General features: G+C 53.8%; 21 protein-coding genes. 3 read left to right on the plus strand and 18 right to left on the minus strand.

Annotation, left to right across the window (positions count from 1 at the left end):
• The first annotated feature begins 52 nt into the window (after nt 1-52).
• Nucleotides 53-559, plus strand: a complete 507-nt coding sequence (gene tpx, locus ACOTX4_RS12030) for a thiol peroxidase (protein WP_003856889.1) — start codon at nt 53-55, stop codon at nt 557-559.
• Nucleotides 560-593: 34 nt separating this feature from the next.
• On the opposite strand, the gene tyrR is transcribed toward tpx, so the two are convergent.
• From tyrR to ACOTX4_RS12045, 3 genes are all read right to left on the minus strand, one after another.
• Nucleotides 594-2,135: a transcriptional regulator TyrR gene (gene tyrR / locus ACOTX4_RS12035; RefSeq protein ID WP_003856887.1), complete on the minus strand. Its 1,542-nt coding sequence runs from the start codon at nt 2,133-2,135 to the stop codon at nt 594-596.
• Between the two features lie 111 nt (nt 2,136-2,246).
• On the minus strand, nt 2,247-3,299 hold the full coding sequence (locus ACOTX4_RS12040; RefSeq protein ID WP_022651340.1) for a YcjF family protein: 1,053 nt from the start codon (nt 3,297-3,299) through the stop codon (nt 2,247-2,249).
• On the minus strand, nt 3,296-4,693 hold the full coding sequence (locus tag ACOTX4_RS12045) for a YcjX family protein (protein WP_003856882.1): 1,398 nt from the start codon (nt 4,691-4,693) through the stop codon (nt 3,296-3,298). The genes ACOTX4_RS12040 and ACOTX4_RS12045 overlap by 4 nt, the downstream gene beginning before the upstream one ends.
• Nucleotides 4,694-4,848: 155 nt before the next feature.
• On the opposite strand from ACOTX4_RS12045, the gene ACOTX4_RS12050 reads away from it, so the two are divergent.
• Complete coding sequence (locus ACOTX4_RS12050; protein ID WP_003856881.1) at nt 4,849-5,859, plus strand: LacI family DNA-binding transcriptional regulator; 1,011 nt, start codon at nt 4,849-4,851, stop codon at nt 5,857-5,859.
• A 33-nt stretch (nt 5,860-5,892) separates the two neighbouring features.
• On the opposite strand, the gene ACOTX4_RS12055 is transcribed toward ACOTX4_RS12050, so the two are convergent.
• The 15 genes from ACOTX4_RS12055 to pspA form a co-directional block, all read right to left on the minus strand.
• Nucleotides 5,893-6,807: an OmpG family monomeric porin gene (locus ACOTX4_RS12055; RefSeq protein ID WP_023314240.1), complete on the minus strand. Its 915-nt coding sequence runs from the start codon at nt 6,805-6,807 to the stop codon at nt 5,893-5,895.
• A 63-nt stretch (nt 6,808-6,870) separates the two neighbouring features.
• A complete protein-coding gene (locus ACOTX4_RS12060) occupies nt 6,871-7,953 on the minus strand; it encodes an ABC transporter ATP-binding protein (RefSeq protein ID WP_003856876.1) in 1,083 nt (360 codons plus the stop codon).
• A 13-nt stretch (nt 7,954-7,966) separates the two neighbouring features.
• The gene (gene pgmB / locus ACOTX4_RS12065) at nt 7,967-8,632 is read right to left on the minus strand and encodes a beta-phosphoglucomutase (RefSeq protein WP_023314241.1); all 666 of its coding nucleotides are present in this window, start codon (nt 8,630-8,632) and stop codon (nt 7,967-7,969) included.
• Nucleotides 8,622-10,901, minus strand: a complete 2,280-nt coding sequence (locus tag ACOTX4_RS12070; protein ID WP_063937625.1) for a glycoside hydrolase family 65 protein — start codon at nt 10,899-10,901, stop codon at nt 8,622-8,624. Before ACOTX4_RS12070 ends, pgmB begins: the two co-directional genes overlap by 11 nt.
• Nucleotides 10,895-11,953 carry a Gfo/Idh/MocA family protein gene (locus tag ACOTX4_RS12075; protein WP_086581367.1) on the minus strand — a complete coding sequence of 353 codons (1,059 nt, stop codon included), beginning with the start codon at nt 11,951-11,953 and terminating at the stop codon, nt 10,895-10,897. The genes ACOTX4_RS12070 and ACOTX4_RS12075 overlap by 7 nt, the downstream gene beginning before the upstream one ends.
• A gap of 11 nt (nt 11,954-11,964) precedes the next feature.
• Nucleotides 11,965-12,753 carry a sugar phosphate isomerase/epimerase family protein gene (locus ACOTX4_RS12080; protein WP_003856868.1) on the minus strand — a complete coding sequence of 263 codons (789 nt, stop codon included), beginning with the start codon at nt 12,751-12,753 and terminating at the stop codon, nt 11,965-11,967.
• Between the two features lie 16 nt (nt 12,754-12,769).
• Nucleotides 12,770-13,822 carry a zinc-dependent alcohol dehydrogenase gene (locus ACOTX4_RS12085; protein WP_045333117.1) on the minus strand — a complete coding sequence of 351 codons (1,053 nt, stop codon included), beginning with the start codon at nt 13,820-13,822 and terminating at the stop codon, nt 12,770-12,772.
• Between the two features lie 28 nt (nt 13,823-13,850).
• On the minus strand, nt 13,851-14,693 hold the full coding sequence (locus ACOTX4_RS12090) for a carbohydrate ABC transporter permease (RefSeq protein WP_003856865.1): 843 nt from the start codon (nt 14,691-14,693) through the stop codon (nt 13,851-13,853).
• Nucleotides 14,680-15,561 (minus strand): carbohydrate ABC transporter permease, encoded by an 882-nt coding sequence (locus tag ACOTX4_RS12095; RefSeq protein WP_063937627.1) that lies wholly within the window; start codon nt 15,559-15,561, stop codon nt 14,680-14,682. The genes ACOTX4_RS12090 and ACOTX4_RS12095 overlap by 14 nt, the downstream gene beginning before the upstream one ends.
• Before the next feature lie 21 nt (nt 15,562-15,582).
• Nucleotides 15,583-16,875 (minus strand): ABC transporter substrate-binding protein, encoded by a 1,293-nt coding sequence (locus tag ACOTX4_RS12100; RefSeq protein ID WP_045333119.1) that lies wholly within the window; start codon nt 16,873-16,875, stop codon nt 15,583-15,585.
• A 13-nt stretch (nt 16,876-16,888) separates the two neighbouring features.
• Nucleotides 16,889-18,586 carry a sugar phosphorylase gene (locus ACOTX4_RS12105; RefSeq protein ID WP_045333120.1) on the minus strand — a complete coding sequence of 566 codons (1,698 nt, stop codon included), beginning with the start codon at nt 18,584-18,586 and terminating at the stop codon, nt 16,889-16,891.
• 195 nt (nt 18,587-18,781) lie between these two features.
• Nucleotides 18,782-19,006 (minus strand): phage shock protein PspD, encoded by a 225-nt coding sequence (gene pspD, locus ACOTX4_RS12110; RefSeq protein WP_003856857.1) that lies wholly within the window; start codon nt 19,004-19,006, stop codon nt 18,782-18,784.
• A gap of 12 nt (nt 19,007-19,018) precedes the next feature.
• Nucleotides 19,019-19,378, minus strand: a complete 360-nt coding sequence (gene pspC / locus ACOTX4_RS12115; protein WP_045333121.1) for an envelope stress response membrane protein PspC — start codon at nt 19,376-19,378, stop codon at nt 19,019-19,021.
• Nucleotides 19,378-19,602 carry an envelope stress response membrane protein PspB gene (gene pspB, locus ACOTX4_RS12120; RefSeq protein WP_003856853.1) on the minus strand — a complete coding sequence of 75 codons (225 nt, stop codon included), beginning with the start codon at nt 19,600-19,602 and terminating at the stop codon, nt 19,378-19,380. Before pspB ends, pspC begins: the two co-directional genes overlap by 1 nt.
• Nucleotides 19,603-19,651: 49 nt before the next feature.
• Entirely contained in the window at nt 19,652-20,320 is a 669-nt protein-coding gene (pspA, locus tag ACOTX4_RS12125) for a phage shock protein PspA (RefSeq protein WP_421635387.1), read from the minus strand.
• A 151-nt stretch (nt 20,321-20,471) separates the two neighbouring features.
• On the opposite strand from pspA, the gene pspF reads away from it, so the two are divergent.
• The gene (pspF, locus tag ACOTX4_RS12130) at nt 20,472-21,464 is read left to right on the plus strand and encodes a phage shock protein operon transcriptional activator (protein ID WP_346399535.1); all 993 of its coding nucleotides are present in this window, start codon (nt 20,472-20,474) and stop codon (nt 21,462-21,464) included.
• Nucleotides 21,465-21,508: the final 44 nt, after the last annotated feature.

Raw genomic sequence — 21,508 nt, forward strand, 5'->3', positions numbered from 1 at the left:
GGATGACATACACTAGCCACGACGTTAACTATTTGTAAACAGGAAGATATCTATGTCACAACTCGTTCATTTCCAGGGCAACCCGGTTGCTGTTGCAGGTTCCATCCCACAGTCTGGCAGCAAAGCGCAGCCTTTTACTCTGGTGGCTAAAGATCTGTCTGACGTCACGCTGAGCCAGTTTGCTGGCAAACGTAAAGTCCTGAACATTTTCCCAAGCATCGATACTGGCGTTTGCGCTGCATCAGTGCGTAAATTCAACCAGCTGGCGACCGAAATGGACAACACCGTAGTGCTGTGCATTTCTGCTGACCTGCCGTTTGCCCAGTCCCGCTTCTGCGGCGCTGAAGGCCTGAGCAACGTCATCACCCTTTCCACTCTGCGCAGCCCGGATTTCCTGGAGAAATACGGTGTTGCCATTTCCGAAGGCGCGCTGAAGGGTCTGGCTGCTCGAGCGGTGCTGGTGATCGACGAAAACGACAACGTTGTTTTCAGTGAGCTGGTCAACGAAATCACTACCGAACCGGATTACACCGCTGCACTTGAGGCGCTTAAAGCCTAAACGTAAAAAAGCCTCTGCAAAGAGGCTTTTTTATTTATTCGTCACCCTTCTTCTGATTTAACCCATACTCGCGCAACTTATTCGCAATCGCGGTATGTGACACCCCAAGACGTTTAGCCAGCTTGCGCGTGCTCGGATAGCTGCGATATAGCTGCGTTAACACCGAACGCTCGAAACGGCTGGTGATGTCATCCAGCGAGCCTTCCATTGCCTCTTCGCCTACCGAGACCGTCCCGGCATCGTAATCCGGCAACAGAATATCCTGAGGGCGCAGTTCGTACCCTTCAAGCTGAGTTAATGCGCGATAGACCGCATTTTTAAGCTGACGAATATTGCCCGGCCAGCCGTAACGCGTCAGCACGGTGCCCAGGTCGGCAGAGAGCTTCGGACGCGGCACGCCCTGCTCATCGGCAAAACGGGCCACGAACAGTTCTGTCAACGGCATGATGTCCTGTGGGCAATCGCGCAGCGGCGGAATATTGAGCGTCAGAACGTTGAGACGATAGTAGAGATCTTCGCGGAATACCCCTTTCTGCACCAGCTCCACCAGGTTTTTCTGGGTGGCGCAGATGACGCGCACGTCCACGTGAACTTCATGATCTTCCCCCACGCGGCGGAACGTGCCGTCATTGAGGAAACGCAGCAGTTTCGCCTGCATGCGTGGCGACATTTCGCCAATCTCGTCCAGCAGCACCGAGCCGCCATTCGCCTGTTCAAAGAAGCCTTTTTTACCTTCCGGCGCATGCCCGAACAGCTCACTTTCAACGGCATCTTCAGGAATAGAGGCGCAGTTCAGCGCCAGATACGGTTTTGCCGCACGCGGGCTGGCCATGTGCACAGCATGCGCCAGCAGATCTTTCCCCGTACCGGTATCCCCGGTAATCAGCAGCGGCGCCGTAAGATTTGCCAGCTTGCGCGCCTGGTCGATCACATGACGCATCTTCGGGCTCACCGCAATAATCTGGCTGAATGCGCCGACGTCCTGGCTGGAAAGGTTCTGTAACTGACGCCCCATTCGCACCGTGGAGCGCAGCATGATCACTGCGCCGGTCAGCACCCGCGCGGCATTTTCCCCTTTCAGGTAGACCGGCGTGATCTCCATCAGGAAATTCTGTCCGTTGATGACGACATGCTCGCTATGGGTATTTTGCGGGTTGCTGTCCAGCCAGCGCTGGAAATTAAAACCGGTGATCAGTTGCGTGGCGTGGTGCCCGATAAGTTTTTCCTGAGTCTGCGCAAACAGCTGGCAGCTGGCCTGGTTAACGCGCTCGACTTTATTTTTCAGATCGAGAGAGAGAAACGGCTCCGGCATTGCTTCCAGCAGCGCGCTCAGCGCAAGATGTTCCCGCTCGGACGGCATCCAGGGGATGGTACGTACATCCGTAACGCCAGCGATACGGCGGATTTCCGCCATCAGGCTACTGAAGGTATTAAATTCAATTTCGGCAAAATTGAGGTAAATTCGCCCGACAGGGTCGATCTCTATGCCACGTAAATCAATGCTACGTAAAACAAGAAGATCGAGTAACTCGCGGGTCAGACCGAGACGGTCCTCACAAAAGACTTCCAGACGCATGGGAAATTCACCGTTTAAGCCAATAACAGTAAAATGATATGTCAGATCACGGTGTTCGGGAAGGTGGCTGTCAACAAATATTGACAGCCCGCACGATTAGTAAACAAAACCTCACTGAGCAGGTTTTTTATTGAGCGTCTCTTTAAGCTGGCCAATCAATTCGCGACGGAAATCCCCCAGCCGCGGCTTATCGCCATCGATCCAGGGGAGTGGACGACAAACCTCCATCGCTTTGATACCCAGGCGTGCCGTCAGCAGACCGGCACCAATCCCCTGCGCCGCCCGGGCAGAGAGACGCGCCGCAAGATCCTGCGACATCCAGTCCATCCCGACCTCCCGTACCAGTTCGCTTGCCCCGGCGAAGGCGATATTCAGCAACACCAGTTTGAACAGGCGCAGTCGGCTGTAATAGCCAAGCTCAATGCCGTACAGCCTGGCGATGCGGTTGATCAGACGCAGGTTGCGCCAGGCGATAAAGGCCATGTCCACCATTGCCAGCGGACTGACGGCGATCATCAGGGTAGATTCCGCCGCCGAACGGCTGATCTCACCACGAGCCTGCGCATCCAGTACCGGCTGAACAATGTGCGCATAGAGCGTGACCACTTCCTGGTCATTCTGGGTTTCGTGGATCGCCGCATACCAGCGCTGAAGCGCCGGGTGAGAGTGATCTATCCCGGCCTGAGCCGCAAGCTTTTCACAAAAAGCACGCCCTTTTCCTGTGCCGTGACTGTGCAGCAGATCCCGCGCTTCATCGCGTTCGTGGGCACGCTGACGCAAACGCCAGAGGCGACGCCACTCGCTGACGACTGAGCCAACGCCCGCACCAACAATCAACGCCCCGGCGGCGCATCCCCCCAGCGCCACCCAGTCCTGCGTTTGCCAGGCATTGACGCCCCACTGCACGCCCTGGCCGATTACGCTCACACCAAAAAGGGCTAACCCGGCGGTCACCATCTTACGCCACAGGCTGCGTTTCGGGCGCAGTGCCGCATCAACCACCGCTTCCGCCTGCCCCTCTTCAACCATCGGCTCGTCTGCCAGCACGGGAGCAAAGTTGTCAGCCTGCGGGCCGCTGAAGGTTTGCGCCGTTTTAAACGCCTCATGGGGCGTCTGCTCAAGCTGGCCGGTAAAATCAATGCGAGGTTTTAACGGTTCCGTCATCGCAATTTATCTCCAATTAAAAACTCCAGCGCAGCATCCAGACGGATATGCGGCAATGGCTGATCAACGTTCATGCTCTGCGGACGGAAGGCTTCGAACTGAAAACCCTGGCTTTGCCAGAAAGCCTGGCCCGGCAGACGCGCCGGAACTTCCCCCGGATAGACCGTGAGCGGCTCACCGTCGCTGAGACGGTTGCCCCGCAGGGCCGGAATTTTCTCGCCATTCAGGTCAATCAACCCACTCTGCGTAGCCTGTACGGACGCCAGCCCCAGACAGTCCATGCTGATCCCTTCGAAGGCCGCATTCTGCCAGGCATCCTGCACCAGCTGTTGCAGCAGGGATACCATGTTGGCGTGCTGATCGACCGTCACATGGTCAGCTTTTGTGGCGACAAACAGCAGCTTGTCGATGACCGGCGAGAACAAACGGCGAAACAGCGTACGCTGGCCATAATGAAAGCTTTGCATCAGCTGCGTCAGCGCCAGCCGCATATCATTGAACGCCTGCGGCCCGCTGTTGAGCGGTTGCAGGCAGTCCACCAGCACGATCTGGCGGTCAAAGCGTAAAAAGTGATTTTTATAAAAGCCCTTAACCACCTTCTCACAGTAATAATTGTATCGCTCGCGGAGCATACCGGCGTTGGTGGTCTTGTCCGCCTGCGCCAGTTTCGATTCGCCGATGCTGTCAACGTCCGGCCACGGGAAAAACTGTAGCGCGGGAGCACCGGCTAAATCACCCGGCAGAACGAAGCGGCCCGGCTGAATGAAATGCAACCCCTCCTGCTTGCACTGATGCAGGTAATCCGTCCAGGCTTCGGCTATGACGGCCAGACGGTTTTCATCCGCCGGCGCCAGCGGGTCCAGCCCTTCGCAAAGCTGGCGCCATTTGGTCGACCACTCTGCCCGCTGCCCCTGCAACAAACCGGTCATCTGTCGGGACCAGTTCAGGTAATCCTGCGCCAGCATCGGTAAATCGAGCAGCCATTCTCCCGGATAATCCACAATTTCGAGATAGAGCGTGGACGTTTCTTTGAAGTGACGCATCAGGGATTCATTCGAGCGGAAACGCAGCGCAAGACGGATTTCGCTCACGCCACGCGTCGGGGTGGGCCAGGCGGGAGGTTCCCCGTATAACTGCGCCAGACCTTCATCATAGGTGAAACGGGGGATGCCAAAATCACGTTGCGGTACGCGTTTCACCCCCAGCAACCGCTCCTCGCGCACTGCGCTAAGCAGTGGCAGGCGCGCCCCTGCATGCAGGTTCAACAGCTGATTGACCATCGCCGTAATGAATGCTGTCTTACCGCTGCGGCTCAGCCCCGTCACGGCAAGACGCAAATGGCGATCAACGCCACGGTTCACCAGAGAATTGAATTCGTTTTTAAGTCGCTTCATCGCCGTCCTTCATTGCCTGGAACCCTGAAAAAAGTCACTTCAGAATACAGTAAATTGGGGCAGATCGTTGATTATCAATTCTTAATTATTGCTATTGCCGTTTTCTCTCCAGTAAGATGGGCGCAATTGCTGTCCGTCTGGAGTGAGTAAGGTGTATGTCACCCACCATCTATGATATTGCCCGCGTTGCTGGCGTTTCGAAATCAACCGTGTCGCGCGTTCTGAATAAACAAACGAATATTTCTCCTGAAGCGCGCGAAAAGGTGTTGAAGGCGATAGAAGAATTAAATTATCAACCGAATAAACTTGCCCGCGCACTCACCTCTTCTGGCTTCGACGCCATTATGGTTATTTCGACCCGTTCAACCAAAACCACCGCAGGGAATCCGTTTTTCTCTGATGTACTGCATGCCATAACGGCAAAAGCAGAAGAAGAAGGTTTTGATGTTATTTTACAAACGTCCAAAAGCAGCGAAGATGATCTGCAAAAATGCGTGGGTAAAATAAAGCAGAAGATGATCAAAGGGATCATCATGCTAAGCTCGCCGGCGAACGAGTCTTTTTTCGCGACGCTGGACGAATACGGTGTGCCCGTGGTCGTTATTGGTAAAGTGGAAGGCAATTACCAGAATATCTATTCTGTCGACACGGATAATTTCCACGACAGCGCCATATTAACCGACTCATTTATCAAACATGGTCGCACTAAAATTGCCTGCCTGCATGCCCCGCTCGATTATCACGTTTCTATCGATCGCCTGGCGGGCTATAAATCGAGCCTTGAGAAGCACGGTATTGCGATTAATCCGGACTGGGTTATTGATGGCGGATATACCCATGAAAGCGCGCTTCAGGCGGCCTGTCAGCTACTCTCATCAGACAACCCGCCTGATGCAGTTTTTGCGACGGACAGCATGAAATTGCTAAGTCTTTATCGTGCCGCGGATGAGCTAAATCTGACGATCCCGGAACAGGTCGCAATGGCAGGATACAGCGACCCGATGCTATCTCTCATTTTAACCCCTGCACCAGGCGGTTTTGATATCCCCACGAGAAAGCTGGGCGAAGAGAGCTGCGATTTGTTGTTCAGGTGCATTGCGGGTAAACCTGCCCCGCATAAGGTATTGGTTGAAACGCATTTTTCAGATGCGGCTTCATTACGCTAAAAACCAGGGGCAAACGCCCCTGGTGAAGTGTTATCAAAACGCGTAATTCACGCCGATACCGGCATAGTGGAAGCGGTCACTTTCCCCTTCGTCATGGTTTTCCCATTCGTAGGCATATTCCAGCGTCATGGATAAACCATTGTTAAAATCATAGGCGTACAGCATACCCAAACGGTTGAAATCATGTCCTTCACGCTCAGGATCGTCTTGCCAGTCCCAGTTTGACCAGCGATCGAGTCCCAGACGGGTATAAGGCGTTAGTGTCGTCTGACCCAATGAAATCGGCAGATAGGCGCGAATTTCCTGAGTGGAGAATTCACCGTTATTACGTGAACTGTCCATATTGAAACCCCGCTCTAAATAGTAATTAACTTTTGCAGAGACGGTTTCGTTAATTGTCCAGGTAAAACCGGTTTCCGTTTCAACACGGCTGTCAGAATAACCGGTTTTTGCCAGGTCATTCGCAAACTGGTACATGGCAAACCATCCGCCAAAACGCCAGTCATCGGTTAATTTTACATCCCAGTCCGGTTGAATTTTATAGCGCTGCATATTTGCGCTGCCCGCTTTCGCGCCATCCTCATCTTTGAAATGATAGCTGTAATTACGGAAACCACCCGTCAGTCCCAGCGTGAAATCATCGGTACCAATAATACGATAGCGTAATTCTACTTCGGGACGATCGAAATAGGTGCCGCGCGTCATGCTACTGTAATCAACCGGCCCTTCCTGATACATAGCCAGCGAAATGGTCCATGCATCCCAAGTGGCATTAAACCACACGGAGGGTTCATATAATCCATCTTTATCGTCGGCCTGACCTTCGACGTTTTCAATTTCATACATGGCGCCAATATTAAATTCCCACTGTTTGGCTGATTCAGTTGCTTGCGCGCAGCTCACCCCTGCGCACAGGACGAGCGCAGCACTTCTTAGTAGAGTACTCATTAAAATATTCCTTTATAATTAACATACAAAAACCGAAACTTTCATTTCCGGCGAACACCTTTCTTATCTAATAGCTGTTTCAGTATCAGCATCGAAGAAATGGCACTTATTCATGTCGAACTGGATGCCGATATTATCTCCGGCAACGTAATCATCCGCCGCTCCCGCACGGACAACCAGTTCATGCCCACCCACGGTGGCATAAAGCATAAATTCAGCCCCGGTCAGCTCAGCAACGCTGATCTTCGCCGTGATGTTTTCGCCGCTTCGCTGTACGGTGAGAATATCTTCCGGACGGATCCCAAAGACAACCGCTTTACGCTGGTAACCTTGCGCATTCAGTACGGCCAGCTTGTCCTCCGGGATCTCCAGACGCAGCGTTTCCGTCACAAAATAGCGGTCGTCGATTGCGCCACGAATGAAGTTCATCGCCGGTGAGCCAATAAATCCTGCAACGAACATATTCGCCGGCTCGTTGTAGACCTGCTTCGGCGCGCCCACCTGCTGAATGATGCCGTCCTTTAAAATCACGATGCGGGTCGCCATCGTCATGGCTTCCGTCTGATCGTGCGTCACGTAAATCATGGTGGTATTAAGCTTCTGATGCAGCTTGCTGATTTCAGCGCGCATCTGCACACGAAGTTTGGCATCGAGGTTGGATAAGGGCTCATCCATCAGGAACACCCCCGCTTCGCGCACTATCGCCCTGCCTAACGCCACGCGCTGACGCTGACCGCCGGACAACGCGCCAGGTTTACGCTGGAGATAATCGCGCAAGCCCAGGATCTGTGCCGCCCAGGTAACGCGTTCTTCAATGACGGAGGGCGCAATTTTTTGCATTTTCAGGCCAAACGCCATGTTGTCGTAGACCGTCATATGCGGATAGAGCGCATAGTTCTGGAAGACCATCGCGATATCACGGGACTTGGCGGGAACATCATTCATGCAAACCCCGTCAATAATCAGTTCACCCGCGCTGATCTCCTCGAGGCCGGCAATCATTCGCAGCGTCGTGGATTTCCCACAACCCGATGGACCGACGAAGACGATAAATTCTTTGTCTTCAATTTCGAGGTTGAAATCCTTCACCACGTGGACCTGGTTATCATAAATTTTCTGAATGTGTTTCAGAGACAGTTGAGCCATTATTAATTCCTTATCAATACGCCCGGGATGCCCAGAACGCCGTCAGGCGTTCCCAGGTCAGTTCCTGCGTTGAATGAAGTTGTAATCCCGCATGGTTCAGGCCAGGCCCAATCCCGACCGACAGCATTCCTGCGGCGTTGATCGCATCTACCCCTGCGGCGGCATCTTCGATACCAATGGCCTCTTCAGGACGCACGTTCAGTCCTTTACAGGCCGCAAGGAAGATTTCCGGGTCCGGCTTTGAGCGGCTAATACGCGAAGCATCGGCGCAAAAATCGAAAGCCTGATGAATACCCAACGCGTGCAAAATCCCAGGAGCATTAAGCGATACGGATGCCAGGCCAATTTTGACCTTCGCGGCGCGAATATCCGCCAGCACGTCGCGAATACCCGGCAGCAGCGAATCCTGCGTCAGTGATGCCAGCGACTGGACGTAAAGCGCGTTTTTTTTCGTCGCCAGCGCCAGGCGCTGCTCGTCACTGAACATCCCCTCTTTCCCGCCATGTATCAGAATGCGCTGGAGGGAGTCCATACGGCTTATTCCCTTCAGCTGTTCGTTAAATACTTCGTCGAAGGTGATACCAATCTCCTCCGCCACGGCGCGCCAGGCCAGAAAGTGAAGATGCGCGGTATCGGTGATCACCCCGTCCAGATCGAATACAACAGCGTTAAGCGTCATGGCGCCCCTCCGTGGTAGCGGTCCCATTAACAGGTACAAGAAAGTCCTTACGCTCACAGACCTTTCGCCCTGAAACATGCAGCGTTTTACCCCACAGCGTCAACGTGACAGGTGCGGTGGTTTCAATGGTTAACTGGTCATCTTCACAGGTAATGTGCATTGTTGCGCCCCGCCACCGCAGCGGGAAGGCGAGTTTCTGCCAGTGAGCAGGCAGCTTCGGCGCAAGATGCAGCTCCCCTTCGCTAATGTGCAGGCCAGCAAATCCCTGAATGGCGCCCAACCAGATCGCACCGGTGGCGGCGGCATGAATACCGTCATCACTGCTGTGCGGGTCGTCCCCCAGGTCGATGGCAATCCCATCGCGCCAGAAGGCATACGCCCCCTCGGTGTCACCGCAGCGTGCGAGCACAATGCCGTGAATGGCTTTACTCAGGGATGAATCATGGATCGTGCGTGGCTCGTAGAACGCCAGATTGGCGGCACATTGCTGCGGCGTAAACCGTTCCGGCAGCAGGTAGTTAAGCATCACCACGTCGGCCTGCTTCAGGATCTGCATCTCGTTCACTTCCGCGCGAGAGTAATCAAGCAGAATGGTTTGCTTACCCGCTTTGGCTTTATAGCGGCTCAGATCGATGGCAGGTTTTGCCATGAAGGTATCATCCTGCGGGATCACACCCTCTGCGTCGGCCTCTGGCAGCCACAGGCGCGCCAGGAACTTACCGGCATTCTCCGTAAAACGCGCATCTTCACGCCCAAACATCGCCATAAACTGACGCGCGCAGGCAACGTTGTGCCAGGCCAGATAGTTGGTGTAAGCGTTGTTGTTGACATGCTCGGTGTATTCATCCGGTCCGATCACGTCATGGATCTCAAGACGACCATTAATTTCCGTCGCGCGTCCCATCCAGAACGAAGCGGTTTCCATCAGCAGCGTCAGACCCTCATTGCGCATAAAGGCATCGTCGTGTGTTGCCTGCCAGTAAGCGACAACGGCCCAGGCAATATCAGCCACGATGTGGTGTTCAGCGAGTGCGGAGGCGACCTTCTGGCGAACCCCGGTGCGGATGTTAATGGCTGCGAATTCTGGCGTCTCTTCCTCTCCGCTGGCGGCGCTTTCCCACGGGAACAACGCGCCCGGCCAACCGTTACGGCGTGCTTTTTCACGCGCGCCAGAAAGATTCAGCCAGCGATAGCGCAGCAGGCTGCGGGCAATCTGTGGACGGGTAAACAGATGGAACGGCAACAGGAAAATTTCGGTATCCCAGAAGACGTGCCCTTTGTACCCTTCCCCCGTCAGCCCTTTCGCGGCAATGCTGCTTCTTTCGCTATGGGCTGGCGTCATTGTCGTCAGGTGCCAGACGGCATAATCCAGTGCAAGCTGATCCTGCTGTTCTGCACAAGTCACTTCCACCCGAGCGTCACGCCAGACCGCTTCCCAGGCGTACGCTGAGCTTTCAAGCAACGCATCGTAGCCTCTTGCCGCGCAGACTTTGAGATCGGCCAGCGCGTTGCGGGCGAAAGACTCCTGTGAGAGCGCTTTATCGCTGCGATGGGTCAGCCAGACGATCTTCTCAAGCGTGACGGTGTCACCTTGCGAGATAGTCAGAGAATGATGAACGCTGAGGCGACGATTTTTGGCGGTGAAACAGCTGTCGCTCTGAGCGGAGAGCTGACAAAACGCCGAAACAACAACTTCAGACGCCCGGTCCTGCGTTTCATACACACCCTGCATGTAGTGCTGGTCAAAAACCCTGACCGAGATTTCATCCAGATGCTGCCTGCCGCTGTTCGTCTGTGTCGCATCTATGCCGGTTTTCAGCACGGCCTGAGCGGCGCCATCAAGCGGTGTAATCGAGAGCCGCATTGCCACTAAGGGCAACTGGTCCAGCGAAACAAAACGACGGCTCTCGAGGCGATAGCGTTTTCCGTCCGGCGAACGCCAGACAACGTTACGATGCAGTTCGCCGTTAGCAAAGGCCAGCTCGCGTTGCCACTCAAGAATTTCGCCTGACAGGAGCGTGAAATTGACGCCGTCCAGCTCAACTTCAACCCCGGTGACATCCGGCAGATTGATCAGCTCTGTGGTTTCGTTGCGTCCCGCGCGATGATACAGCCCCGCGAGATACATGCCTCTGGTCTGCTGGGTGTAATCTTCTTCATGCGTGGCGCGAATGCCCATGTAGCCATTGCCGCAGGCCATAATGGACGCGTACTTATTCAGGCTATGCGGGCAAAAGCTCGGATCGGTTAATATAGACTGGTTCAGCATAACGTCACGCTTTCCCCTGTTTCCGCGGCTTCATATAACGCCGCGACTAATTGCTGGATCACCAGCCCCTGCTCCGCATCGGCAATCATGACCGGCTCGCCCAATACGTGGCGAACAAACGCGTCCATACTGCGCAGATGTCGGCGATCGTCAGCTTCTTCCCGCTGGGTCAGCGTCTGTAAAACACCGGCTTCGTCGTTATAAATGTGTGCCGGGAACAGCGTTGCACCCGCCTTCTCACCGCAGAAAGAGACGTTCATGATCGACTGCTCGCGGATATTAAGCGCAAAAGAGGTGTCCAGACGCAGAATGCCACCGTTGCAGAACTCAATCGTGCCAAACAGGGCATCTTCCACGGTAAACTGCGCAGGATCCCATTCGCCAAACTGGCCGGTGTGTTTCCGGTTCCCCAGTCTCTGGAAGCTGTGCGCGGTTACCCGCTTCACGGGCGGGAAACCCAGCACGTACATCGCGGCGTCCAGCATATGAATGCCGATATCGATCAGCGGCCCGCCGCCCTGGAGCGATTTATTGGTGAAAACGCCCCACCCCGGCACACCGCAACGACGCAGCGCCTGCGCGGAGGTGAAGTAAATTTCACCGAGCGTTCCGTTCATTACCGCATCGCGCAGGAGCTGGGTATCCAGCGCAAAGCGATGGTGAAAATCGTACGCGAGGACTTTTCCGGCCTTGCGCGCCGCGAGACGCATCTCATCCGCCTGGTGCGGCGTCATCGCCGGCGGCTTTTCACACATCACATGACAACCTGCTTCGAGAGCCGCCATCACATGTTCAAAATGGAACCGGTTAGGCGAACAGACGCTCACCACATCCGGTTTTACTTCCTGCAACATCTCGTGAGCGTCCTGCCATGCCGATGGAATAGCATAACGTTCCGCGAACGCCTGTGCCTGCTCAAGGCGGCTGTCCATGACAGCCACCATTTGAACATCACTGCGCGTGGCGTAATACGAGGCATGCACTTTGTCTGCAACCTGCCCGGCGCCAATGATGGCGACGCGCAGAGGCAAAGGTGTAGAAGCACTCATCACGCTCGTCATCCTTAGCATTCACGCAAGTAAGTGAGAGAGTCCTTATAGGCCTGAGCCGGATCGTCGGCACGCACCCGGCACTCGTACACGACGTAACCCTGATAATTATCGGCACGCAGCTGATCGAACAGGCTGGCGAAATCGAGGCTGCCGCTGCCCGGCTGATAGCGGTGGTTATCAGCAATGTGCACATGACCCAGCAGGTCGCGGTTCTGATGCAGCGCTTCCGTCAGGGAGTCTTCTTCAATATTCATGTGGTAGAAATCACCGATGATCTGCACGTGCTTCAGGCCGTTCTCTTCGATATAACGACGCGCGTCGGCCAGAGTGTTGATCATATGATCCTGATAGCGGTTCAGCGGCTCCAGGTAGACGGTAGTACCGGTGCGCGCTGCCACCTCATCCAGCCAGCGCAGGGAAGCGCTGACCGCTTTGCGATCGCCGTCCAGACTACGTGGCGAAGTCATTGGCGGCAGACGGAAGGTAAACATCCCCCAGGCAGCCGGAACGATAATCCCCTTTCCGCCCACTTCTGCCAGCGCTTCCAGAATGCGTTCAATCTGCTGTAGACCGTTCAGGCGGCGTTCTTCAATGAAATCCCCGATCCAGCCATCGTATCCGCCACAGGCCGTCGTGACCGGCAGGCCGGTGGCTTTGATAGCCGCTTTTACTTCGTCGAGGTTTTCCACCAGCAGTCGGCCATCAATTTCGTAGCCATCAAATCCCATCGCTTTGATGTATTCGAATTTTTCCATGATAGCGGTCGGGAAAAAGGCCTGGTTTTGTGTTGCGATTTTCATGATTGCTGTCCTTAGCTTAAAAAATGACGCCCATTTTGATACTGAGTTCCGGGTGCTGATCGACATACTTCATATAGCTTTCCGGGCTGGTGGTGAAGGTGACGACCGGGTCGATCAGATCTTCGCAATTGAGATAACCGTTCATCAGCAATTCCCAGCAGGTCTCTTCAATACGCTTGCGGCTCCAGCGCGGATAATCCGGGTTGGGTTCACTGCATGCGCGGGAGAAGACAATTTTGGCGTTATTGAAGTGTGCTTCGCGACCAAGGTTGAAGCCTGCCGCAAACGGCTTGGCGAAAGCCACGTAGGAGATCGTTCCACCGTAGGCGAGACCGCGCAGCGCAGATTGCAGCGCATCTGCAAATCCGCTGGTTTCGATGATCACATCGGCGCCCTGCTTGCCGGTCAGTTTCTTAATTTCCAGACCGACATCGGTACCGATTGGGTTCAGGCAGTGGTCTGCACCGTGACGGCAGGCGATCTCACAGCGATGTTCGATAGGATCGACACCAATAACCACTGACGCACCGGCTTTTTTCGCCAACTGAATCGCAATCTGGCCAATCGCGCCCAGCCCCACAACCACGACGAAATCCCCTACGCGGACGTTAGCATCACGCACGCCGCTCATGGCGAACTGCGCCGGATCGTAGCAAACGGCGTTTTTCCAGGATGCGCCCTGCGGCATTTTGCGCAGCTTATAGTTGTTCACCGCGTTTACGATGACCGTTTCCTGCAACGGGCCGTAGCAGCAGACGCTGTCGCCGATCTGGTATTCCGTCACGTCCGCACCACATTCGATAATGTCGCCGACGATCATGTTCCCCAGCTGGAATTTACCAAATTCGATGCCGCGCGCTGCACCTTTTTCACGCGGGGTAAACATCTGCCACTCAGCGTTGAACTCTTCATCGATGAACGGGCTTGCCGCGCGGAAATCCACGACTTCGGTGCCGTGTTTCGGGGCACCATAACGGGCACGAATCTTCACCTCATGTGCTGCAACAGGACGATCTTCGTATTCCACCAGCGCCGCTACACGAGGCGCTGTCGCAACTAATTTTTTCATGACTGACTCCTTGTTAATATCGGCCGCCTCAGCCCTTCACGCCGCCGGCGGTCAAACCACTTTTAATAAAACGTTCAGACAGGGCATACATAATGACGACCGGAAGTGCCGTTACCAGCGATGCCGCCATCATGCGACCCCAGATGTAATCTGGCGTACTGAAGAGCGTGTTCAGCCCCACCGGCAACGTGAAGTTGCTGGCGCTGGACAGGAAAATGGAGGCGAACAGATAGTCATTCCACGCCACCATGAAGCAGTAGACAAAGACCGACACCAGACCCGAGATCGCCAGCGGCACGGTGATGCGGAAGATGATTTGCAGGCGGTTCAGGCCGTCCATCATCGCGGCTTCTTCGATTTCGTCCGGGATGGTGTCGAAATAGCTGCGCAGCATAAAGACCGCGGTAGGCAACGTCTGCGTCACCATGGTGATGATCAGCGCCAGTTCGGTGTCATAAATGCCGAGCGCGGTGATGATTTTGAACAGCGGCACCACCAGCAGGATCCCGGAGAACATATAGACGGTGTAGAAGCTCGCATTGATCGTCGTGCGCCCTTTAAAGCGCAGTTTGGATAACGCATACGCGCCCAGCGTACCGAGAAACACCGCAATGACCGAGGAGGTCAGCGACACCACCATGCTGTTACGGAAGTAATCCACAAACGGGAAAATCAGCGGGTTAAAGATGTCGATGTAGTGCTGTAGCGTCCACTCCTGCGGCAGAATGGTCGGGTGCAGCGAGATCGCCTCTTTCGCGCTTTTGAATGACGTCATCAACATTACAAAAAACGGAAACAGCGTGATAATCAGGAATACCGCCAGTCCCAGATAAAAACCGATACGGCCCAGAACGCGTTTATTTGTTGCCATTGAGGTTTACCCTTTTTCTGGTCAGCAGAATGACCGCGAAGATGATCACAAACAGCACAACGGAAATGGCGGCTGCTTTACCCAGGTCATTGAACGCAAAGGCGGTTTTGTAGAGATATACGCCCAGAATGTCGACCTTGGTGGTGAGCAGATACACATCCGCAAACATGTAGAACATCCAGATGGTTCGCAGCGTGACCACCGTGGCCAGCACCGGCATGATGGCGGGCAACGTCACGATACGAAAACGCTGCCAGGCATTCGCCCCGTCCATCTCTGCCGCTTCGTACAATGATTTATCAATGGTCTGCAAAATTGCGAGGAACGAGATAAAGGCGTACGGGAAGTAACGCCAGATGGCGAACAGCACAACCAGGACAAAACTGCTGCCAGGATTATCGAACCACAGCGGCGCCTGATCGTAGAGATGCAGCAGATCAACGCCCAGGTAGTTCACAATCCCGTAGCCGTTGTTGAACATGTATTTCCAGGCAAATACCAGTGAAATAGACGGCGTCACGTAGGACAGAATCACCAGTGAACGTGCCGTTTTCCGCATGCGGAATTCACGGTTAAAGAAGATCGCTACGGCCAGTCCCAACCCGGTGCTGCCGAGCACGACCAGGGCCGTATACCAGAACGTCATCCACAGGGAGTGCCAGAACGCAGCATCGCCCAGAATGCGAATGTAGTTATCCAGGCCGACGAACACCGCATCAATACGCGGGTTCATCGGTAAACGTAAAAAACTGATTTCAATGTTGGAAATCATTGGCCAGGCCACCAGGCCCCCCAGCAAAATCAGGCTGGGGGCCAACAGCAGCATGGCGAAAGGCATATCTGAACGACCAGAAAACAACGTCTTCATAATTCCCTTCGCAAAGCGCTCCTATCGTTGTGAGATCAGGTCAGTCAGTTTCTTCTGGCTGTTGCTTAACGTCGCATTGAGATCTTTTTGTCCCACCGTTACGTTATGCACCATGGAACTGATAATGCCGGACCCGGTAACATCTCCCATGCGGGTAAAGTTTTTGTCGCCTACGGCGCCAAATACCTGGACGTTCGGGAACTGCGCAATCAGCTCGTAAGGCAGTTGACCAAAGGCTTTGATCACGTCGTTGTTTTTCCAGCTCTCAGTGCCCACCACGAGTTTGTTCACCGGCAGCGCCGCACCAGGGGACATCATCACCCAGTCAGACGCGTTTTGAGCCTGCTCCATCCAGGTCACAAATTTTTCTGCCGCCTGCGTTTCCTCTTCGGTCTGGCCGGTCGTGATCGTCAACGAGGTGATCATGCCGTACACGGCTGATGATTTTTCCGTCGGGACCACGAACCCCAGGTTGGCCGGATTGCCATATTTGTAGACCGCGGGCAGGATATAGGTGGAGTAAACGGCCATCGGCGCAGAGCCGTTCATGAAGGCGTCTTTGATCTCCATGACATCATTCGAGCCCGGCATGGTGTTCGCGGCCAGTGCCCGATAAAACGCCAGCGCTTTCGACATTTCAGGGGTATCGATTTTCACGTTGCCGTTTGCATCAAAGACGTTGGCTCCGCCTGACAACGCAAACTGCGAGAAAGCCTGCTCGGTCATGACGCTTTCTGCGGTTGGCAGCGCGATACCGTAATGTTTTTTCGCCGGATCGTTGAGCGCCTGACTGGCCTTCAGCAGTTGCTCCCAGTTGTGCGGCTCTTCGATTCCTGCTGCCGCGAGCGCATCTTTGTGATACCAGACGCCGGACAGCCAGGCGCTAACCGGCACCCCCGTCCATGACTTGCCGTCTTCAGTGCGAACAACGCGTAAAATGCCGTCATAAAAGGTATCTTCACCGACGGCTTTAATCGCGTTGCCGATCGCGTCACGGTCCAGCAGTTGCTCTTTATCCATGACTTTGGCGTAGTCATGGCTGACTTCAATTACTTCCGGCAGCGCGCCGGTACGGGCCAACGTAATGACCTTGGTGTTATAGGCATCTTCCTCAACGGGTACCTGTTTCACCGTAATAGTCGGGTTCTCTTTCTCGAATTTTTCGATCAGTTTCGTAATAACTGCCTGACGCTCCTGTTCTACCGACGAGTGCATAAACTCAATAGTGACCTGAGATGCTTTATCGTCCTTACAGCCTGATAACAGGGCGCACGAAACCAGTGCTGATAACAGCACAATTTTGGGCATTTTCATTTTAGGGTCCTTTTTAGTTTTCTTTAATCCACATTACCTGCCATGGATTGAGGTTCAGTTCCGTACCGCTAATATCGTGTCCTGATAGTAATTCCCTACCAAAGAGCGTTTGTCCATAAATGGTCTGCATTTTATTGCTAAAATTAAATAATGCTGTCATTCGCTCGCCATTTTCAGCAACACGAACAATTTTAAGGATATGTTCGCCGATTGCGTCAAAAATAGCCTGGCTATCCGGATGGAACGCACTCTCGCCGCGACGAATAGCAATAAACTCACTCAAACGAGAATAAATTTGATAACGTATACTCTTCTTATTATTGAGTTCCAGATCAACCTGACCTGCGGTGTATTTCTTCCTGTTTATTGCGCGGTTATATCCAAGACGTTCGACACCTTCATAATCGTTACGCGAACCGAGAATGCTTTGAATATATACAGCCGGTACGCCAGGAAAACTTAACAACACAGCATGCGCCAGGATGAACCGCGCAATGCGCTCATCATCTGAGCTGTCTCGCAAACTCAACGCATCAAGATAGGTGACATTAATTTCATAGGGGCTTCGCGTACCGTCAGGATTATTTTTCCAGTTGACCAGCGCGCCTTCCTGCTGAAGCTTTTCAACCAGCGAGAGGATCTCTGATTCCGGAAGGATGCCGCGTAACGGGTTCAAACCGATACCATCATGCGAGGCCAGGAAATTAAACCAGGTGGTATGAGTTGAAGGCAGCGCCAGTGACCCCGCCCACTGGCATAGGGCTTTAACATCCTGACGATGAACAGCATGCAGCACCAGCGGAGGTAAGGAAAACTGATAGACCATCTGGGCTTCATTTTCACCATCACCGAAGTAAGAGACATTGTCTTTGTGGGGAACATTTGTCTCAGTGATGATCACCGTTCCAGGCGCCACAGCGTCCGTAATGGCGCGGAACAGCTGGATAAGGCAATGGGTTTGTTCCAGATGGATACAGGTGGTTCCCGGGATCTTCCACATAAACCCGACCGCATCCAGACGGATATAACGCGCCCCTTCCATGAGGTAATGGAGCAGAACGTCAACCATGGCAATCAGCACCTGCGGCGAGGCGAAATTGAGATCGATCTGGTCATCGCTGAATGTGGTCCACAGATGACGAACGCTGCCATCATGAAGCGTGAACGGCGTCAGCAGCGGTAATGCGCGTGGACGCGTCACCGCGGATAAATCGGTTTCGGGGTCGACAGAAATAAAGAAATCTTCGTAGCCCGGCTTCTGCGCAAGATAATTAGCAAACCATTCGCTTTTCGCTGACATATGATTGCAAACGAAGTCAAACATTAAGCTGGCTGAATGTTTTAATTCCGCGACATCTCGCCAGGTTCCTGTTTCAGGAGCAACCTCGTGATAATCAATAACGGAAAATCCATCATCCGAAGACCACGGATAAAAAGGTAACAGATGGACATGGGAAAACGTACGAGAAAGCCATGCATTATAGAACCGGGTAAATACCGGCAACGCTTGCTCCCCTTTTGTGGAGAACTGATCGGCATAGGTAATCAGCACAACGTCTTTTTCATCCCAGCCTGACTTACGCTTTTCCGTAATATTAGTCGCCGCTTTTTCAAGCTTAGTTAATAACACGTTAAGGTGTGCATCTGAAAATGATTCACCGTAGATATGATTGATGAGTTTTTTAATTTTTGCGTTCACATTATTTTCCATGGTAGCGGTCCCACTGAGTGGCAATCTACTCCCATGAAAAATAACTGTCAACGGACCCGGGGGCAGAAAGCAGCATTCTCAGCGCAGCGCAACGCATTATTGTGAGCTGCCGCAAAGAAAGCAGAAAAGCAGAAGAAACGCAGAAAGGAAAGTCATGCCCCTTCTCTGGGGGAGAAAGGGCTTATGCGGGAGGATCTAGCGTGACAAGTAGCGCCGGGAAACGCGTTTTGCCAGTTTCTGTAACAGCGGCTCCAGAGCGACCGCCAGCATCATTCTGACCGGCTTGCGGGCAACAGACTTGATCGCCCAACCCGCCACACCGGCCGGGCCATAACGTAACGCCGTCATCAGAACCAGTTTACCTGCGATTTTCAGGCCGGGTTTTACCTTCTGACCGGCCTGTTGCCAGTTTTGTTTCATGTAAGTTCTCTCTTAAAGCTGACGAAAACGACTTCTCAGCGTAAAGGTATCGGAGGTGACATAACGTTCCATCTCGCGCAATCGCTTCTCCCCTGCGCTCAGCTGTTCATCCACCGCGTTCAGGAGATCGCTGCTGGTTGGCGTGTTCTCAGCATTCAGCTCACCTTCCGGCATAGGATCGAGTACAAACGACAGAATGATGTATGCCACCAGTGTAATAAAGGCCAGACCGAAGAAAATCGACAATACGGTGACCACACGCACCAGTTTTACCGGGACATCCAGATAGTGCGCCAGCCCGGCGCAAACGCCCCGAACCATGCCCTGCTGTGGGAGCCGCCACAGTTTTTTATTCAGATTCAGTCCAGCCATTACCGTTCCCTCCAGTTTGGGTGTTCCGCGTCCAGGATGGCTTCCAGCGCCTGAATACGTTCGCGCATTTTATTTGCCTCGGCAGAGAGCTGCGCCAGCCGCTGTTGTTCACTCTGCGACAGCTCACCGCGTGAAGAGCGGTTGCTGTAGTGCAGCCATAACCAGATGGGCAGAACAAACAGCACGAAAATGGTCAGGGGTATAGCCAGAAAAAGCGCGCTCATGTGTACTCCTTGTCTAACGATGCGGCACGCTCAGGTGCCGCAGGAATTATTATTGGTTGTCTTGTTTCATTTTGGCTTTCAGCGCAGCCAGTTGCTCGCTAATTTCATCATCGGCCTTCAGGTCAGCAAACTGCTGATCCAGGGTTTTCTGCTTACCGATGCTGTGGCTTTCGGCTTCCGCTTCCATGTGGTCGATACGACGTTCAAACGATTCGAAACGCGCCATTGCTTCATCCAGTTTGCCGCTGTCCAGCTGGCGACGCACGTCGCGGGACGAGCTTGCAGCCTGGTGGCGCAGCGCCAGCGCCTGTTGACGTGCACGGGTTTCGCTGAGTTTGTTTTCAAGCTCACCAATCTCTTTCTTCATACGCGTCAGAGTATCATCCACCAGCGTCACTTCATGTTCCAGCGTGGCAACCATGTCGGTCAGCTTCTGCTTCTCAATCAGCGCAGCGCGGGCCAGATCTTCTTTATCTTTACGCAGCGCCAGTTCCGCTTTTTCCTGCCACTCGTTAAGCTGGGCAGTCGCCTGCTCGATACGACGTGTTAACTGCTTTTTCTCTGCCAGCGCGCGGGCGGAGGTGGAGCGTACTTCAACCAGCGTGTCTTCCATCTCCTGAATCATCAGGCGCACCAGCTTCAGCGGATCTTCCGCTTTCTCCAGCAGCGAGTTGATGTTGGCGTTCACGATGTCGGCAAAACGAGAAAAAATACCCATAATTCAATCCTCAAAGTTCTGTTATCGGGCGATGCCCTGCTGAACAGATAATACAAATCCCATGCCAACTTTTTATCTTATTGATTTTACTCAATGTGATTGATGTTTATCCATCCAGCGGCTATTCTCACCTGGTGAATATCACTAAGGAGTGGTTAATTTCATCATGGCTGAATATAAAGATAATTTGCTTGGCGAAGCCAACAGCTTCCTGGAAGTGCTTGAACAGGTTTCGCGCCTCGCGCCGCTGAATAAACCGGTGCTGATTATCGGTGAGCGCGGAACGGGTAAAGAACTTATCGCTAACCGCCTGCACTTTCTGTCTGGCCGCTGGGACGGCCCTTTTATTTCCCTTAACTGCGCGGCGTTGAATGAAAATCTGCTCGACACCGAGCTGTTTGGTCATGAAGCTGGCGCCTTTACCGGCGCACAAAAACGCCATCCCGGACGCTTTGAGCGCGCCGATGGCGGAACGCTCTTTCTCGACGAGCTGGCGACCGCGCCGATGCTGGTGCAGGAAAAGCTGCTGCGCGTCATTGAGTATGGCGAACTGGAACGCGTTGGCGGCAGTCAGCCGCTCCAGGTTAACGTTCGCCTGGTGTGCGCTACTAACGCCGACCTGCCCGCGATGGTGGCAGAAGACAAATTCCGCGCCGACCTGCTGGACAGGCTGGCTTTCGATGTCGTTCAGCTGCCGCCGCTGCGGGAGCGGCGCAGCGATATCATGCTGCTGGCCGATCAATTTGCCATTCAGATGTGCCGGGAACTGGGTCTGCCGCTCTTTCCGGGCTTCAGCGAACGGGCCACCGGGACCCTGCTCGGTTACCACTGGCCGGGCAATATTCGTGAACTGAAAAACGTGGTGGAACGGTCCGTTTACCGGCATGGCAGCAGCGAGACCGAACTGGACAACATTATTCTCGATCCGTTTCGTCGCGAGGATAAACAGCCCCCGGCTCCGGCGACGCGCCAGCAGGATCCGGCGTTGCCGCTCGATTTACGCCAGTTCCAGCATCAGCAGGAAAAAAACTTGCTCGAGCAGAGCCTGAAAGTGGCGAAATATAATCAGAAACAGGCGGCTGAACTGCTGGGCCTGACCTACCATCAGTTAAGGGCATTGCTCAAAAAACATCAAATGCGCTGACATTATCAGCACTTACCCCCAGACATTTTTACGAAGCAGGCGTA

The sequence above is a fragment of the Enterobacter cloacae complex sp. IR5459 genome, assembly GCF_049238005.1.
In the GTDB taxonomy this organism is placed as follows: Bacteria; Pseudomonadota; Gammaproteobacteria; order Enterobacterales; family Enterobacteriaceae; genus Enterobacter; species Enterobacter hormaechei_C.